15 protein-coding genes are annotated in these 15,707 nt (G+C 44.4%); 7 read left to right on the top strand and 8 right to left on the bottom strand.

Annotated features, from left to right (window positions below; all coding sequences use genetic code 11):
• Nucleotides 1–68: 68 nt before the first annotated feature.
• From H8K38_RS11570 to H8K38_RS11545, 6 genes are all read left to right on the top strand, one after another.
• Nucleotides 69–335 (top strand): type B 50S ribosomal protein L31, encoded by a 267-nt coding sequence (locus H8K38_RS11570; RefSeq protein WP_186885000.1) that lies wholly within the window; start codon nucleotides 69–71, stop codon nucleotides 333–335.
• Between the two features lie 97 nt (nucleotides 336–432).
• Nucleotides 433–2,154 (top strand): glycosyltransferase family 39 protein, encoded by a 1,722-nt coding sequence (locus H8K38_RS11565; RefSeq protein WP_186884999.1) that lies wholly within the window; start codon nucleotides 433–435, stop codon nucleotides 2,152–2,154.
• A gap of 717 nt (nucleotides 2,155–2,871) precedes the next feature.
• Complete coding sequence (locus tag H8K38_RS11560; protein WP_186884998.1) at nucleotides 2,872–3,993, top strand: hypothetical protein; 1,122 nt, start codon at nucleotides 2,872–2,874, stop codon at nucleotides 3,991–3,993.
• Between the two features lie 257 nt (nucleotides 3,994–4,250).
• Nucleotides 4,251–4,505 (top strand): AlpA family transcriptional regulator, encoded by a 255-nt coding sequence (locus H8K38_RS11555; protein WP_186884997.1) that lies wholly within the window; start codon nucleotides 4,251–4,253, stop codon nucleotides 4,503–4,505.
• Between the two features lie 312 nt (nucleotides 4,506–4,817).
• Nucleotides 4,818–6,242, top strand: a complete 1,425-nt coding sequence (locus H8K38_RS11550; RefSeq protein ID WP_186884996.1) for a YfjI family protein — start codon at nucleotides 4,818–4,820, stop codon at nucleotides 6,240–6,242.
• A 639-nt stretch (nucleotides 6,243–6,881) separates the two neighbouring features.
• Entirely contained in the window at nucleotides 6,882–7,877 is a 996-nt protein-coding gene (locus H8K38_RS11545; protein WP_186884995.1) for an inovirus-type Gp2 protein, read from the top strand.
• A gap of 216 nt (nucleotides 7,878–8,093) precedes the next feature.
• Here the strand turns inward: H8K38_RS11545 and H8K38_RS11540 are convergent, their stop codons facing one another.
• The 7 genes from H8K38_RS11540 to H8K38_RS11510 all read right to left on the bottom strand — a co-directional run bounded on the left by H8K38_RS11540 (nucleotide 8,094) and on the right by H8K38_RS11510 (nucleotide 14,348).
• On the bottom strand, nucleotides 8,094–10,211 hold the full coding sequence (locus tag H8K38_RS11540; RefSeq protein ID WP_186884994.1) for a hypothetical protein: 2,118 nt from the start codon (nucleotides 10,209–10,211) through the stop codon (nucleotides 8,094–8,096).
• Between the two features lies 1 nt (nucleotide 10,212).
• On the bottom strand, nucleotides 10,213–10,488 hold the full coding sequence (locus tag H8K38_RS18260) for a hypothetical protein (protein WP_222610835.1): 276 nt from the start codon (nucleotides 10,486–10,488) through the stop codon (nucleotides 10,213–10,215).
• A 170-nt stretch (nucleotides 10,489–10,658) separates the two neighbouring features.
• On the bottom strand, nucleotides 10,659–11,588 hold the full coding sequence (locus H8K38_RS11530; RefSeq protein WP_186884992.1) for a hypothetical protein: 930 nt from the start codon (nucleotides 11,586–11,588) through the stop codon (nucleotides 10,659–10,661).
• Between the two features lie 521 nt (nucleotides 11,589–12,109).
• Complete coding sequence (locus H8K38_RS11525) at nucleotides 12,110–12,547, bottom strand: hypothetical protein (protein ID WP_186884991.1); 438 nt, start codon at nucleotides 12,545–12,547, stop codon at nucleotides 12,110–12,112.
• 185 nt (nucleotides 12,548–12,732) lie between these two features.
• On the bottom strand, nucleotides 12,733–13,761 hold the full coding sequence (locus tag H8K38_RS11520) for a toxin-antitoxin system YwqK family antitoxin (protein WP_186884990.1): 1,029 nt from the start codon (nucleotides 13,759–13,761) through the stop codon (nucleotides 12,733–12,735).
• 160 nt (nucleotides 13,762–13,921) lie between these two features.
• Nucleotides 13,922–14,140 (bottom strand): hypothetical protein, encoded by a 219-nt coding sequence (locus tag H8K38_RS11515; protein WP_186884989.1) that lies wholly within the window; start codon nucleotides 14,138–14,140, stop codon nucleotides 13,922–13,924.
• Nucleotides 14,141–14,177: 37 nt separating this feature from the next.
• Complete coding sequence (locus H8K38_RS11510; RefSeq protein ID WP_186884988.1) at nucleotides 14,178–14,348, bottom strand: hypothetical protein; 171 nt, start codon at nucleotides 14,346–14,348, stop codon at nucleotides 14,178–14,180.
• A gap of 110 nt (nucleotides 14,349–14,458) precedes the next feature.
• On the opposite strand from H8K38_RS11510, the gene H8K38_RS11505 reads away from it, so the two are divergent.
• Entirely contained in the window at nucleotides 14,459–14,704 is a 246-nt protein-coding gene (locus H8K38_RS11505) for a helix-turn-helix domain-containing protein (RefSeq protein ID WP_186884987.1), read from the top strand.
• A gap of 6 nt (nucleotides 14,705–14,710) precedes the next feature.
• Here the strand turns inward: H8K38_RS11505 and H8K38_RS11500 are convergent, their stop codons facing one another.
• Complete coding sequence (locus H8K38_RS11500; protein ID WP_186884986.1) at nucleotides 14,711–15,646, bottom strand: hydrolase or metal-binding protein; 936 nt, start codon at nucleotides 15,644–15,646, stop codon at nucleotides 14,711–14,713.
• Nucleotides 15,647–15,707: the final 61 nt, after the last annotated feature.

The raw sequence follows: 15,707 nt of genomic DNA, 5'->3' as shown, positions 1-15,707 counted from the left end.
CAATCGGGTCAAGAAGCGAGACGACCGACGAAGTGCTGATTGGCTACCAACTTTATATTGAGGCAAGCATGAAAGAAGGCATCCACCCAAACTATCGCGAAGTGTTGTTCCACGACGTTTCTAACGATTTCAAATTCATCACACGTTCAACTATCAGCACAAAAGACAAAGCTGAATTTGAAGGTAAAGAATATCCACTGGTTAAGATCGAGGTTTCTGCAGAATCCCATCCTTTCTACACTGGCAAACATAAAATCGTTGACACCGCTGGTCGCGTTGACAAATTCCGTAAAAAGTTCGGCAGCGTTGGTTCCAAGACTTCTGTTGCTAACTAATTCGTGCAATGATTTAAATAAAAAAAGGCAGCTCAGGCTGCCTTTTTTACTTCTTCTTTCCTTACAATAAGCACGCTTTCCACCCATATTTAAAGCTATGAAGCCAGTTCGTCTTCCTGCCTCCGCCACCATTGCCCTTCCTCGCTGGGGAATACTGGCACTCTGTCTGCTGTACATCCTGCCAGGCCTGATTGGACGAGATCCATGGAAAGGCGATGATGCGACAAGTTTCGGCATCATGTGGACGATGGCACAAGGCATGCTTTCCGACTGGCTGTGGCCACACATCGTTGGCCTGCCCATGGCAGAAAAAGGACCGCTGGCGTTCTGGATCGGTGCGATCTGCATCAAACTATTCGGCGGTATTGTTGGTGCCCCTATGGCGGCCCGACTGTCGACTGGTTTTTTCTTTTTACTTGGATCAGTTTCAGTCTGGTATGCAACCTATCTGCTCGGGCGCCGTGCAGAAGCCCAGCCACTGAAACTCGCTTTTGGGGGGCAACCGGATCCCAAAGATTTCGGCCGCACACTTGCCGACGGTGCTTTACTCATCTACCTCGGATGCCTGGGCTTACTGATACGTAGCCATGAAACGGGCGCTGAAACCCTGCAAATTTCGCTGGTGGCATTCACTCTGTATGTTTGCGTCCGCCTGCTTGATACGCCGAAAATTTCTCTTAGTGCTCAATTAGGACTTAGCCTCGGTCTGCTCGTGCTGACGAAAGGCTGGGTGCTGCCGGTTACCTTATTTTTGATACTGATTGCACTATGCGTCTATCGCCAACAAACGCAGCACATCAAATTTATTGTTGCAGCGTTACCGATAGCACTGCTTCCAACAACTATCTGGCTGCTCGCAATACACGTTAACCATCCATACGACAGCAGCCCGGTCCCCGCCTGGATGTTATGGAATTATCGTCAAATTAACTGGCCAGGCATCGATAGCGTCAGCTACTTTTTTAAATATAGCATCTGGTTTGCGTGGCCAGCCTGGCCTTTTGCTGCGTGGGCTATTTATGCGTGGCGCAGGCAAGAAAAAGCGCTGCATATTGCGTTACCAGTTGCGTTCCTGTTCGGATTTATCATTCTGGCCTTAATGAGTCAAAACGCAGAGGAAAGTTTATTACTTCCGCTGCTGCCTCCAATGGCAATTCTTGCCGCATTCGGCCTGCCAACAATGAAGCGCAGTGCGATCAACGCTGTTGACTGGTTTGCAGTGACCGTACTCACGGGCACTGCGGGCTTTATCTGGCTGGGCTGGATAGCAGAGCAAACCGGCTTCCCAAGCAACCTGGGAGCTAAAATCCTAAGACTGGCTCCGGGTTTCGAAGCAAGCTTTAACCCGTTCGTTTTTATGCTCGCTTTCATCGCTACGCTTGCCTGGTTCCTTCTGGTTTATTGGCGTATTTCGCGGCAACCATCGGTTCTTTGGCGGGCAGTCGTACTGTCTAGTGGTGGGCTTATTTTATGCTGGTTGCTGCTGCTGACATTATGGTTGCCGTGGATTAATCACCGAGTGACGTACGCCAGTGTTGCCGAAGACCTCGCCCAGCAACTACCGAATAAAGCATACTGTATCGAGGGATATATCGGGCCATCGCAACGAAGTACTTTTGCTTACTTCGGCAAAATTCAATTTGCCGGATTCTCGGACCATGACTGCGGCTATCTGATGGTGCAGAATAGCCGGAAGCAAACCACCACACCCGTTATGCCAGCTCACGTTGACGCTGAACAATGGGAACCCGTCTGGAGTGGGCACCGCGCTGCCGATAAAGATGAACTGTTTATATTGTATCGCCGCAAATTGCAGTAATGACATAGCGTAAGCATTTCGGGCGATTCACAACCATGTATGCTCATTACGATCAGGGATGCGTACCTAGGATATTCAGCAGCGTTAATCGCGCTCTTACTTATCCAACGCTGGCTCAATGCAATCAAAAAATTGAATCCTCTTGCAATTGGCGATAGAGATAGCTGTTTTGAATATGTCAAACGCTTGAGCCCGTGGAAGAACAGCATGGGGCAATTCTAATTAGCGCTGCGCATAATATCAGCGCACCCCATATTTTTATGATCAGCAACTATTCAAAGATACGTCTTGTGTCATCAACAAAAGCACATGCATTTCTTCTCAGCGTTGGTAGCTGCAATTTGTGAAAATTTACAGACGAACCAACGGATACATCACGAAATGCATAAAACAAAAAACCCGCGTTCTCATAGTGAGCAACACGGGTCATTGGACTACTTTGTACTGCTTTAAACAATCTCTTGGTGCGAGAGCCGGAACCGAAATATGCCTTATAACGATTAATAGGCAACAATTTATCTTCTATGAAATTTCAAATGGATGCAAACATGGATGCAAAAATCTATGCTGCAACTTTGATGAGGGCATGATGATTTGTGCAAAAAATTTTTGTGGCGCAATGTACATTTAATTTTGCTATTAACAAATAAAATAAATTGCAAATAGCTATGTTGGATGCTTCGCAAGAAGAATCATAACGTGTACATTTCATTGTCAATGCTATCCACAGAAATTTTAAAGAAAATGCCTAATAGTGACTTCAACAATAAATTTGACAATGAAATTGAGTATGTTCGTTTAACTGCTGCTGCAAAAGTACTAAAGCGCGATATAGACGATTTATTGCATCTTGGTGCGACGGGGAAATTGCCGATTATTGCGGGTGTTGTCGCAAAAGGCGAATATGAGTTACTGGACATCTGTCAATGCCTTGTACTTCAGCCCGGAATTACTGGTCCACTTCGGAAGATTTTCGGTCCGAAAGATCGAGTTGAACTTTTGAAGGAGGATGTCGCTGAAATTGAGGCAGTAGGATTTGTTATCCCCCATTCTTTCAATTCTCCAAAAGAAGCCGAAAAAATTCTCAAAGAAAAAAGAACGAGTAATTTGAGAAAAAAATTGGCAACTTTTAGATTTACAGATGAAATATCACTTCAGCCAGCTTCTCTGAAAAATGAGACACAAAATTCCCTTCCAGTAACAAATGAGGCCGATCCAGACTGGATTCGTCGAGCATTATCCCCCCCTGTCAAAGTAGATAAAGATAAATTAGAGCCAGATCGTGGATTATTTGGTATACCGACATTCTCGCATTTGGCATCCCTCCTCATCCCGTGGAAATCAGTAAGGCCACTGACAAAAGATGATGGCGTAACCACCAAAGATCATCTTTTCATTTCAGAAAGAGAATTAGATCGATTGCAGCAAGAGTTCCCCCCATCGCCAAACGAGAGGGTGCAGATTGAAGTAGGTGCACAAAAGAGTCCAACGGAAATAAAAGATCAAAAAATTCCATTATCTAAAGAATTTAGTAAAACACAGGTGAGCCTTACTATTCAAACTGAAAAAGAAAATTTTGAAAAAAATGAGCGCAACAATGTATTGACTGAAGTAATTGCGCGCGCAATAACAGCGGCGGCTCCTAGTAATAATATTCAGATAATTTGGGGAAAATTTGTAGAAATGGCAAAGTGCGAGGAGCGTCCATATCCGTTATCGGGATACGTCGATGGTGAGGTCCAATATGAAAAAAATGGCAAAACTGGTTCTTTGAGCTTCAAAAATTTTGGGGCGAGAGTTGCACGGAAAAATAAAATAAAAATTAAAAAAAACGATTAATTCAACTCGTTAAGTCTTTTTAAGACTCGATAGAGCCTAACAATGCATGTTAAGAATTTCACTTGAAAATTCTGGAGCATAGTTAATGCACGGTGCCTGAAAAGACACCATTTGAAATTAACTATAGCAAGGAGTTTATTGTGAAATTAATGTTTTTTATTCCCCTAGGTTCTTTAACCATTATGGGGCTGAAATATTTTGGTCAGCAGGACTTACCTATTCCTCTCGTAATTTTTTTTTGAAATAAAGAGGGAAATATGGTTACTCAATTCAATCCATCTCTCACGATCTTACGTAGCAAACAGGTTTTAGCGCGCACGGGATTGTCCAGATCGGCCTTGTATCAAAAACTCGATAAAAAATCAGCACACTTTGATCCCACGTTTCCAACTCAAGTCAAATTAGGCGCAAATACCGTCGGATGGGTTGAATCGGAGGTGACAAGTTGGATCGAATCTCGCATATCAGCCAGCCGGGCAGATATCCCAAATCCTTATTTACCTAAAAACTAAGTCACCCATGGTGGTACCTAAATTGGTTACCTCATGCTTAACCGTTGGCTATCACTCTATATCGAGATCGCATGACAAATATTAATTTAGTGAGTGTTGTGAACTCTGATGCATCTGCTCTTTTTGAATCTAGGCCGCCAACTATCTCGTAAAGGAATTTGGATCGAAAAAATATTCTGAAGTAAGTATTTTGAAAAATACGAATGAAAGGAAATGTGACTTTAATTTCAACTAGACGAGTTGAATAGTGAGAGAAAGATTTTCTCTCCTGCATACGTAATAACCAAATTAGAAAAATGAAGGATTTTAAAAATGAAGGATGCTTATATTCGAAAACAAAAATTTCCCATCGAAGCATTTCCTGCTTTGATTCGAGATGCTATCCAGGAAGTGGAGAGCAATATTCAGGCACCGATCGCACTCATTGCATCTTCTGCTTTAGGGGCGATGTCTTTAGTGTGTCAAGAGTATGTCAATGTACTTCGACCTAATATGACTGACCCAACGCCGATATCACTTTTTTTGCTGGTGATCGCAGAATCAGGAGAGCGTAAAACTTCTGCCGACAAATTATTTACACGAGTTATTTTTGACTATGAAAGAGAACAAGAAAACATATATCAACAAAAGAAAATGGAGTATGACGCTGCCATGTATTTATGGAATACAAGTAAAAAAGCTATTCATGCTTCTATAAAAAAAATGTCAAAGGGTGAATCAGCTGATCTATTACAGCAAGAGCTGATTGCGCACGCATCGTCGGAACCCATTATGCCGAAAAAGAAAAAAATGATTTATGTCGATGCGACGCCAGAAGCTATCGTGCGGGGCTTATTTGAACACGGAAGGTCTGCTGGAATCATGTCCGATGAAGCTGGAAATATTTTCAAAGGACGAGCTGCAAGCAGTCTTCCACTTCTCAACAAAATTTGGGAAGGGGCTACCCATAAAGTTGAGCGACGCGTTTCGGAGAGTTTTTCAATTCACAATCCGCGCTTAACGATGTCATTAATGGGGCAAGAAAAAATCGTCAAAAAATTTATTCAACGACACGGAGAAGAATCCAGAGATATCGGTTTCCTTGCACGTACCTTAATTTGCTTTCCTAGCTCAACACAGGGGTCAAGGCAAATTGAAAACAAAACTCCATCATGGGAGCATTTACCGAAGTTTCAGAAACGTATGGCAGATATATTGAATATGGAGAGGATAGATGGCAGTAGCGAATCAGTCAAATTCTCACCTGAGGCGGCGGCATTCTGGATTGACACTTTTAATAGCGTGGAAGCCGATATGCAACCTGGGTGTTACTTCGCAGAGATCAAAGATTACGCTTCGAAATATGCGGAAAATTTGGCAAGGCTTGCTGCCGTCTTACATTTTTTTGGAGGGGATGTTGGCGATATCTCCTTAGAGACTATCCGAGGTGCGGAAAAAATATGTGCTTGGTATGCAGATGAATTTAAGCAACTTTTTTCGCCAAAGCCTGAAATACCCATTGAAGAATTAGATGGTTCCGAGCTAACGCGCTGGCTTCAGCACAATGTCTGGGATAGAGGAGATGACTGGATCAGAAAAAACGAAATTCTAAAGTATGGGCCGAACGCATTACGCAATAAAGAGCGGTTGGGGGCTGCATTGAAATATCTTGAATTTCAAAGAAGAGTCGACGTTTCCATTGAGCGGAAAGTGAATTATGTAAATTTGAATCCCAATTATTTTAATCGTCGATTTTGAGCTGATTGGTCAGACTAATATGTAGTTAGTGTAATCATGGCACGAGTCGTAGCAAATCTGATCTGATCTGATCTGATCTGATCTGATCTGACAGTTATTTTTTAGACCAGTGATGATCATGTCAATTCCTGTGCCAGTGAAAATTATGTCGAATGAGACAGCATGATGCTCGAACGTAGTGTAAGGGATTTTTACAACCAGAATATTTGCAACACAGCGTAAACCAATAAAAAAATTATTGTTGATATTAAGCGCGTTAGAACCGTTAGCTTTTTTATTTAGAGAAAAATTAAGTCCACACGTGATAAGTCTGCTATTTCCGCTACATGTAGCGGAAATAGCCAGATAAATGAACATAGAGACTATCTGTAATTGGACCGTTCCGAACCGAGTGCAGAAGCGCATTGCGCAGATTAGGCTACCGGTATAGGGAGCCAGATACCCATAAAAAGTATTTGATCGGAGCTAACTATGTACATGTACACGGGTGAATAAAACCTTGCCAGCGAACAAAAAATATGAGCAAAGCGATCCTGGCTGCTATTTTCTTCAAAATGAGAGTTTCGGTTATTTATGTTATTGAAATAGAAATTAAATTTGTTAAACAACATCTATGAAATAGAGGAATAGGAATGTGTAATGGACACATCAATCGATCAAGAAGATCAGCTGATTAATGCTCCCGATAATGTCAATTCAGACTTCAAATACCTGACTGAGTTAGAAATTTTAATTCGGAAATTAGCATCGACAGATTGCCAAATCAGTGAAGCAAACGCAAAGTCTTCTCTCTTTCAGTTTTTCCCTGAATATATCAATGTCGTTGCTAGGCTTCCTGTGGAATATGACTACAGTGAATACCTGAATGTGTTTATTGCATGTTGTGACGAATTTGGGTTATTTGATTTATCAATAGATGAGATTGAGCAAATACCTAAACGAGTCATCTTTGGTCTGATATCACTAGTTAGTAGAGACTGTCGGACAACCGATTTCAGAGAGAAATTACGAATTCAGCGAAGGGAGGCAGATAAGCGTTACGAAGAATATGCTTCGTATATTGATGCACTATTTGAAAATAATGATCGTTTAATTGTTCTTAGATTGGATCTTGGCTACGAAAAGTATTTTACTGAGCGTATTACGCTAGATATTGCGCTGGAAGACATCGGCAGACTAATGTTGAATAGACACAATAACCAAATATTTGATCATATGGTTGGCTACATAATCAAAACTGAATTTGGTATTGATCGGAGAATCCATTTCCATACTCTATTCTTTTTTAATGGTTCACATCGTCAAGGGAATGCGCATGTAAGATTGGCACAGCAGATCGGCGAGTATTGGTGTAAGACAATTACACAAGACACGGGGATCTATTGGAATTGCAATAACCAAATCCATCAGTTTGAACAAATAGACCGTTGCGGGATTGGTTTAATCCATTGGAGTGATGATGCCAAACGACGTAATTTGAAGGACTACGTGTTGGCATATCTTTTTAAGCTGGCTCAAGGTTTTCGTCCGAGGATACACCCGAAATCTAAATTAATACGTCGTGGTGCTTGGCCAAAGGAGAGAGTTATAAAGCTAGGGCGGCCACGAATAGGAACTGAGGAACGTATAGTATAGACTCAACTAACATATTTTTTTGAGGCAATAAAACATTCTATCTGAAATTGGCTCGAAATTTCAGCATCTGTCCCCGACGTTTACGACCATTGAGTCAGACTGAATGGATCAGACTGATTGCGCAGCACGCTTGCCTGCTTGCAGGCTACCGGAAATGGTGCTGTAGAGCTCGGACACTTGCAGATACTTGGTGCCTCTATTTGGGCACCATCTTTGTTAAGCCAAAGGTTCTACGCCGTGATTGGTTGTTGTCCGAAGAGGTACAATCGACTTCCCGTTCAATTCAATTAAGGTAAACTCAATGCCTTGAGTAACCTCCCTAAACACCTCCGGTGACTCATCAAATGATGCTGCAACGATGCCTTGTAACGATGCACTTCCCGCAATTTGCTGCAGAAGGCTTCGTTGACTGGACTGGGCCATTGAGTGTTGACCAGGTTCATCCAGCATGAAGATTCCTGGATGCCGACCTCCACCATTCGGTAATGCTGAGGCCTGATGCAATGCCAGCAGATAGCTGAGAATCAAACGAACAAAGTCACTAGCGCTGGAATCAGCCTTAATATCTGCCCCCTTCCGAACAGCTTGTTCCGCTTTCTTCGTCGGTGTCAGTTCGATGTTCCGCAGTTCTATGTTTTCCAAGAATGGGACGAGCGTCTCATCGTTGATGCGTATGTCTTTGATCGGTGCGCTCTCATACTCAAAAGTGCCTGCGTTAGCACGGAACAGTCTTTCGAAAACACGTATCTTCCGCTTATCCTCGTCCGAGTAGTATTCTTTCGGGAGATTTACTCGTTCGCTTTGATTGACACGGAGCCGGCCTGCAAGCAGCTGGAGCTTCTGAGTCAAAGCTTGAACCTTCTCCTCAGTCTTCTGTAGTTTTTCGATCTCCAACTCGATTTGCAACTGTTGGCGAATAATGGCCCGCGACTCTGATGCATCCGTTGCCACATCGCCTCGAAGGGACTTCAACAATGCGCGCGTTTCGTCCATCTGGGAAGATATTTGCCGAATAAGAGTTTGCGTCTCTTTAATTGCATTCTTTCCACCAACAACCTGCCGCTCAAGCATTCGAGCTTGTTTTTCAAGGTAGTTGATGTTCGTCTCCAGATCCATCTGAGGACCATCGACGACGTCAACAAGTAGTGTATCTCCCACTCCTTGGTGGCACGTTGGGCAGCGATCTTTTGCCAGTTCAATATCATGTACAGCCGCACCAAGCTCGCGAAGTTTGAGCGCAGTCCTATTACGCGCAAGATCCTCCTTCGCCTCCACATATAGCTGCTCGTATTCTTTTACCGACGCAGTTTGATACGTAATAGTACCTGTCGCAGTTTCATACAGATTGGTTAGGCGATACAGTTCCTTAGTCGCAGACTCCAAGGCGGTCTGAGCCTCTCCACTGCCACCACTCGTCGCCGAGTTAGCACGCTCTCCCAATTGCTGGTATCTAGTACGCAACTGTCCAATGTATTCAGGCAGTCCAATCTCGGATTCACTGGTTCGCTTCTTAACAACTACCTTTTCGGTCTCAAACAGAACTGAAACCTTATGTGGCACGTTCAAGATGCTTAAACTACTTTCCGACGTGATCCTGTAAAGTTCTTGGTACGTTGAATCCCAAGAAACCGCAATCTCAACAGAGTCTGAATTCAATCGGTTGCGTTCAGCGTTGGTTTCGAACACATCCAGTGCAAGCAAGAACTCAACAACCCGAGTCCGTGCATCCCGTATGCCGAAGAATGGAATATTGGCAATATAGTCAGTCCAGCCTCGCTTTTGCTCGATTGCGACCGCTGCGAAAATTGCCTGCAGATACAGTTTCGTGTCACCACCAGATGTCGTTGGTACTCTCGGCAATGTATAACCGATAAACTGTTCGAAGAATGAATGAAATCCTTCCGCTTTTTGAGCACCACCTGGATCGTGGAGATAAGTAGATCGAACCCAAGCAGGTTGCTCTCGATCAGACAGCTGCGCCCCCTCAAGAACCTCAATCAATTTTGGACTGCGTACGTTATCTTTGATGGCGCGGCGGAATGTCACGACATCGTTCAAATGATTGGAGACCTCGACGAGCACTTCAGATGCTAGCACCTCAATATTGCGACCGTCGTAGGCGAAGTGTGTCTTTGTCGCGTAGGGAAGAACCAAGTCATTCTTTCCACCCGCAAGCTCTTCCATCCCCATACCGTACAAGAGGCTTAAAAATAAGGTGCTTTTTCCGGACGAGTTGTTACCCCTAATGATTGTCAGACGCTCACCAAATCGGACATGGAATCCAAAGTCCCCCTCACTCGTTGCGATCCGAAGTTTTACTGCATGTATCCGCATGTTAGCCCCAATCCTTTGCCACATTCTCAACCATAGTTTCTGTAATCAGTTTTCCAACTGAGCGAATATCGTCACGTTCGCCCTTGAAGAGTTCCGCGTCCTTCAACGCATCGTTGATGAACCTTTTTCCTCTGTCTGTCAACTGATATCCATTCGTAGCCTGAGAGATCAGCCGTTCTGCCAACGCGTACCGCAATGCAATTGCTAGTGCGGGATCAAAGCCCCAAGTGGGGAGTAGCAGTTCACCACCCCTCGCAGCTTCTTGCAGTACCGCCATCCGCTTAGACGATTTCATAGCCCAGTTAAAAAGGTGGAGTCTCAAAAGGCTTGATTTCTGACCACGCGAGAAATGTAAGACTAGGAGGATCTGCGATATCTTGTAGACTGACCTGTGCTCTGGCAACACTGGCACAGGACGACGTGAAAATTTTAGAAATGCCATGTGATTTAGTCGAAGAAGTCGAGTTCACATACCGCAAGCCACCGGGCAACAATATGACGAGCAATTCTCTGCGCTTCGGTATGATCAACCTGAGGTCCTAAGGAGGTTGCTATACGTTCGGCAAGACCATCCCGTACTTTAGCGACCAGCTCTTCAGCAGTACCATTCCATGTGGCATTCCACTCAAGCACACTGTTCTCGAACTCGCTAACAATCCGAATCAACTTGAAATATACGGGTGGCGCTGTGCGTTCAATATGCTTTAACAAGGAGCCGTGCTCAAGAAATGCGGATTGCGTTTGCTGGAAGATAGTCGCAAAGGAGCGCTGATACTGGGAATGACCGCTCTTGGCTTCTAAACGCATTGCAGTTTTTCGGCGCATGTTCGCTTCGTACTCCTCCAAAGGTCCACTAGGGTCTTCCAAAGTAGGTGTTGTGGTATCGAAATTAAGGGCCTGTCCGTTTAGCGTCTGTATCTCATTGATTTCAGTGATGAAGAAATCTGCATCGCGCAAATACACGGTAAAGTCAGTATCCAGAATGGGAACGTTCCACCCACGAACTTCCAACTCCTTTGTGCGAGCATGCGCCAGTAGTTTGTGCCGATCTATTTCTGGAGTTACAAAATGCCACTCCCGAAGTTTCGTCGTCCCAATGCGCTCCCCGATTTCCTTTGCATACGTTCGCAACTTTTTAAGATCCGTTGTGATCTTATCCCGCTGGTACTCAAAGAGTTCAGTCGGGCCATAGTGGTCATCTGGGCAATAACATTGGAACCCAATACCGGTCTGAAGGGTGAATCCCTCTAGGCCAAAGTCTCCAGGTGATGCTGGCATTTCTTGATACCCAACATCACCATACTTTTTCTTGAATACCAACTGGCACAAATTTTCCCACGTTGTACCATTGAATGTCCCCAGTTTCGTTCGAAGCATGACAACCTTTTCGCGCGTTATTCGTCTATGAATTCTGCAAAAATGCAATGCTCCCCTTGACGGAGCATCATTACTCAAAAGTGACGAATGTTTTCCATTGGCAAAGTCTAGCTTTGCGCGCAAAATTTGTCTACTTGTTAAGCCGGAGCACATATATGTAGATAGTAAGTGCCAATTCTGCCCCCCTGTATCGCTGAATCGATGCCCACTGGATAATTCACATGAATTATTTAGGGATAAGAATGAGAAAACGGCGCACACCAGCAATGGGGCAAAATTTTTGGCTCGGGTATATCCGTGCGTGGCAGCAGGTGAGTGGACTCTAGAAATTAGTGCCAATATTGGAATTGATTATCGTCTAACATCAGTGCCAATGCTAATTGGAGCTACGATTATAGTTTTTGGCTACCGTGTGATAGTTTAATTTGGTGATTAAGGAAAATCTCGGGTCGCCGAAATTATGTCACCACGATTAAGTTGTGACAGGTACCAAGCAAGCCAAACTCACTTTGAATACGGTGCTACATTAAATTGCATTCAAATTTCTTGCCATAGACAGGAATGATTGTGGCGGCATTACTTTTCGGGAAAGTTATCGATTGATTACCGAACTTGACGACGGCATTCGTTTTACGAAGTCCGTCTAGCAGAGACAAAAAATTTTGTGCGCCAACGTGACTGTCCGCATCAAAGGGCGCATCGTAGCTGATGCCATTGACAATGATGGTAAATTGTTTAATTTCCTTATTATCGCTGAGTCGATGTAGCAAGACGGACGAGGCTGTTTCAGCACTGCCATTCTGAGTCGGACAACTGATATATAACTGCATTCCTTTCTGATCAATGAAATACTCCAGATTGCCTTGACCATAGCCTTGCGTCCATCTGCCTTCTGCTGCGAACGCCGGTAGGCATAGGTAGGTGAAAAATACACGGAGAATAATGAATATTGATTTCATAAAAGCACCTTATATGGTGATGGGTATCGTTAATGTGAGGACTTCTTTCTGTTGACACTTCGTCTGTCTACCGGGGTATCTTAAAAATCATGGCGCCGGACTACCGAACGACGACTGAATCTAACTAGCCAATCACCCTTACTACAACGGGTGATTGGCTAGTTAGTTGTCTACAGCAATACGGATCATTGTCCCTGCAGACACTCTTTTTCGTATTGGTCCTGCATTCCAGAAGTGAGGCGAATATCTAAACCTTCATGAAAATGTGCTACTTTTGCATCAAAACAAGCCTTATATTGAGGATTCGCTGTAATCACTGCAGTCTGTTCACATGCACTCTCCCAACGTGATAATTCAAGATTGCCGATAATCACGTTCTTGCCTTCAGCGGTTTGATATTCAGTCATCTTGGTATTAACGCAAGATTGATTTTTTGGTTTGACTTGCCAGACGCCATCAGCATAGATTTCTTCCTTGTAAACTACCACTCCTGGTTGCTCCCCCATGAAATACATACCACCGCGCAATTTTTCTACAATGCTGCTAGCAGTGCTCACTTTGTCCACGAGCGCCTGCGATTGGTTGAAATCGGTAGGGTATCCATACGTTCTTTGAACACCATCCGGTTTGCCATTTTTATATGTTCTTTGTTCGAGGTTAAAGTTGCTAAAACCAGTTTGTTTTCCATCGACCCAAGTGAAATCCTTAAGCAGTTTTTTGCCGGTAATATCCCAGACCTTTTCACTCCCAACTTTTTGATCATTGCCCCATTCGATTTTCGAGATCAAGACTTCGTTTTCATAAGGGTTATGTACCTCTTCTACTCCATCTTTCTTTCCGTCTTTATAGTGAGTTTCTCTCCAGAATTTACTGGTGGTCGCCTCCCAGAGTTTTTCTGAACCATTTTTCTTCCCCTCACGCCACTCGGATTCCACCATTTTGATTCCGTTAGCAGAGGTACAAAGCATCTTGCCATCCCTCAGACCCTCTTTATATTCGACACTGCAACTACCTGTGGCGATTTCCGGATAAGACGTGCCCCAAGGTTCATTCTTGATAGTTCCGTTGAACGGGGTACTTTCACTGGCGCGGTAAACTAGACCACGTTGATTAACGGCTTCGCGATAATCAATTTTTTTACCGCAGGCAGTCAGTAAAAGTGCAGCAGCAATGACAGCAAGGGCTGTTTTGTATTGTGGGTAATTCGTTTTCAAAATAAACTCCAAATGTTGATTAATAGTTAATTATTTATGTAAATAAAAACCACCGATCAGGTTTGATGCGGTGGTTGAACTAAAGAAGTTAGCTGAACACACCCCTACTAGGTAAAGTGTAGAGACAGTGTGTTGAATGCCTGAGAATGGGTGCGCGCAATTATTTTTTGGATTTGGTGTTATCGATTTCTTTCTGTGCGCGACTGTTTATTTCAGGAAGTGCTTCCTTAAACGTGAACCGGGTAATGTTGTACAAACCTTTGCCAACCAGCTTAAGTCCCGCAACCGCTTTGTCTGTTTTGCCCACAGCATCAAAGCGTAACTCGTCGAGGGCATCGGACATTTTGTAATAAGGGTCGTTCTCTTTCTTGTCGCTCATGGAGTGCTCCTTTCAGCATGAGAAGCGATAAAGTGAATTAGTTAGCGTCGATTTTTCCGGTACCGTCGCAACGAGGACATTCAACTCGGACATGGCGGTCACCAGCACAACCGGGACAGTTTGCCGGATGTGGGTGTTCGTCATAGTCGATTGGGCAAGGAATCTCGCCTTTGCCTTTACATTCCGGGCACTTGATTTTTTTGCTCATGAGGATTTCCTTTCATTTAATGGGTAAAGCCAGATTTCAAAGCTGATCAATAATTAATTGGGTCGTAAATACCGTGGCTGTTTAAGCATCATAGCGCGACCATTTGCGATATGGCAAGAGTCTCCGCAAAATTAGATAAAGATCAGTTCCTCGTTCAAATAGGCGCGGCTGTACGGGCGCGTCGGGTTTTGATGAATCTGTCGCAAGAAGCCTTAGCTGATTACGCAGAGATTGATCGATCCCATATGGGTAAAATTGAACGTGGTGAGCGTAATGTCACGATCTTGAATATCGTTCGTATAGCTAAAGCAATAGGTTGTACCCCGTCAGAACTACTGCACGAGGCAGGTCTCTGAGTTGCATTACGATGCCGACAACAGCGCCGCTTTTTTCTCCAGCTTCTCCATGAGATTGGGTTTGGTCGATGTGCTCGTCGCATTGCTCTTGTCCGCATGCGTGGTCAATGGTTCGGTGATGGATGGCGTCTCAACTGCTGTCCCAGCAAAGAACTCCTCCACAATCTCTCCCGCATCTTCCTCACTGTCTTCAAACGCCCCATTCGTAAATCCCTCTCGTACCGCCTGATCCAAGGCATCCTGCATGTAGCCGCCAGCTTGTCGTCGTTCATGAATTTGTTTGGCTGTGGCAATCGCTTCTTCTAGGCTCATCCCTTCGCGTATGGTCAGATCTGCGTAATAGATGGCTGACCGGTGACTTTGCGTCGTACTTTTACCTCGTAAGCGTAATTCCAACGGTAAGCAGGCTAGCAGATTGCCGGAGACGGCCTGGTAATAATGCAGACGCGCCGTAAGGCAACGAATGCTGTTAAAGCCTGTCGTTCTAAAAATAAAACTCCCGACATCATCTTCATCCCCGATTTGGACATTCAGACGCCCATAGGGTTTACAAGCCTGTCCTTTCGCCAGTTCACAACTTTCCGGTGCCGGACAAGGCAGTGTTTGCATCCCTGTTGCCGTGTAACGTTTGCAGGTGTCGCCGTTACCGACGCAGAGTGGACGACCCGTTTGCCGGTCAAACAGGCTGTATTCCGCACGCAGGTTGATATTCGGATCGTTGAATAACACGCGAACCGGAATCGAACGCAATTTCCCATTCGCGGAAAGCTTGCGTAATTCCTCATCGAGGGGATGCGTCACCCAGCCATCCCGGCCTTGCACCTGTGAGGTAATGGTAAATTGATCGTCCTTCTCAGGAAGGCGTTTGCCATTTTTTTCGATCACTTTACCAATGGAGATCCGCCCCAGTACCGGCGGTGTAATGGCAAGTCCTTTAATCATGATTTGCTCCTTCAAATAAAAAAGCTGCGTTTTCTCAGAAGAAAGACGCAGCCCTTGGTTT

The sequence above is a fragment of the Undibacterium sp. FT79W genome, assembly GCF_014284215.1.
GTDB lineage: Bacteria > Pseudomonadota > Gammaproteobacteria > Burkholderiales > Burkholderiaceae_D > Undibacterium > Undibacterium aquatile.
The sequence above is the reverse complement of the archived record's forward strand: the minus strand, read 5'-3'. Positions and strand labels throughout refer to the sequence as shown.

What these genes read in the sequence shown, in the direction of transcription:
- H8K38_RS11570 (WP_186885000.1), top strand. Translation starts at nt 69, where the DNA reads ATGAAAGAAGGCATCCACCCAAACTATCGCGAAGTGTTGTTCCACGAC.
- H8K38_RS11525 (WP_186884991.1), bottom strand. Translation starts at nt 12,547, where the DNA reads ATGAAATCAATATTCATTATTCTCCGTGTATTTTTCACCTACCTATGC.
- H8K38_RS11555 (WP_186884997.1), top strand. Translation starts at nt 4,251, where the DNA reads ATGGTTACTCAATTCAATCCATCTCTCACGATCTTACGTAGCAAACAG.
- H8K38_RS11515 (WP_186884989.1), bottom strand. Translation starts at nt 14,140, where the DNA reads ATGAGCGACAAGAAAGAGAACGACCCTTATTACAAAATGTCCGATGCC.
- H8K38_RS11565 (WP_186884999.1), top strand. Translation starts at nt 433, where the DNA reads ATGAAGCCAGTTCGTCTTCCTGCCTCCGCCACCATTGCCCTTCCTCGC.
- H8K38_RS11545 (WP_186884995.1), top strand. Translation starts at nt 6,882, where the DNA reads ATGGACACATCAATCGATCAAGAAGATCAGCTGATTAATGCTCCCGAT.
- H8K38_RS11500 (WP_186884986.1), bottom strand. Translation starts at nt 15,646, where the DNA reads ATGATTAAAGGACTTGCCATTACACCGCCGGTACTGGGGCGGATCTCC.
- H8K38_RS18260 (WP_222610835.1), bottom strand. Translation starts at nt 10,488, where the DNA reads ATGGCGGTACTGCAAGAAGCTGCGAGGGGTGGTGAACTGCTACTCCCC.
- H8K38_RS11510 (WP_186884988.1), bottom strand. Translation starts at nt 14,348, where the DNA reads ATGAGCAAAAAAATCAAGTGCCCGGAATGTAAAGGCAAAGGCGAGATT.
- H8K38_RS11540 (WP_186884994.1), bottom strand. Translation starts at nt 10,211, where the DNA reads ATGCGGATACATGCAGTAAAACTTCGGATCGCAACGAGTGAGGGGGAC.
- H8K38_RS11550 (WP_186884996.1), top strand. Translation starts at nt 4,818, where the DNA reads ATGAAGGATGCTTATATTCGAAAACAAAAATTTCCCATCGAAGCATTT.
- H8K38_RS11505 (WP_186884987.1), top strand. Translation starts at nt 14,459, where the DNA reads ATGGCAAGAGTCTCCGCAAAATTAGATAAAGATCAGTTCCTCGTTCAA.
- H8K38_RS11560 (WP_186884998.1), top strand. Translation starts at nt 2,872, where the DNA reads ATGCTATCCACAGAAATTTTAAAGAAAATGCCTAATAGTGACTTCAAC.
- H8K38_RS11530 (WP_186884992.1), bottom strand. Translation starts at nt 11,588, where the DNA reads ATGCTTCGAACGAAACTGGGGACATTCAATGGTACAACGTGGGAAAAT.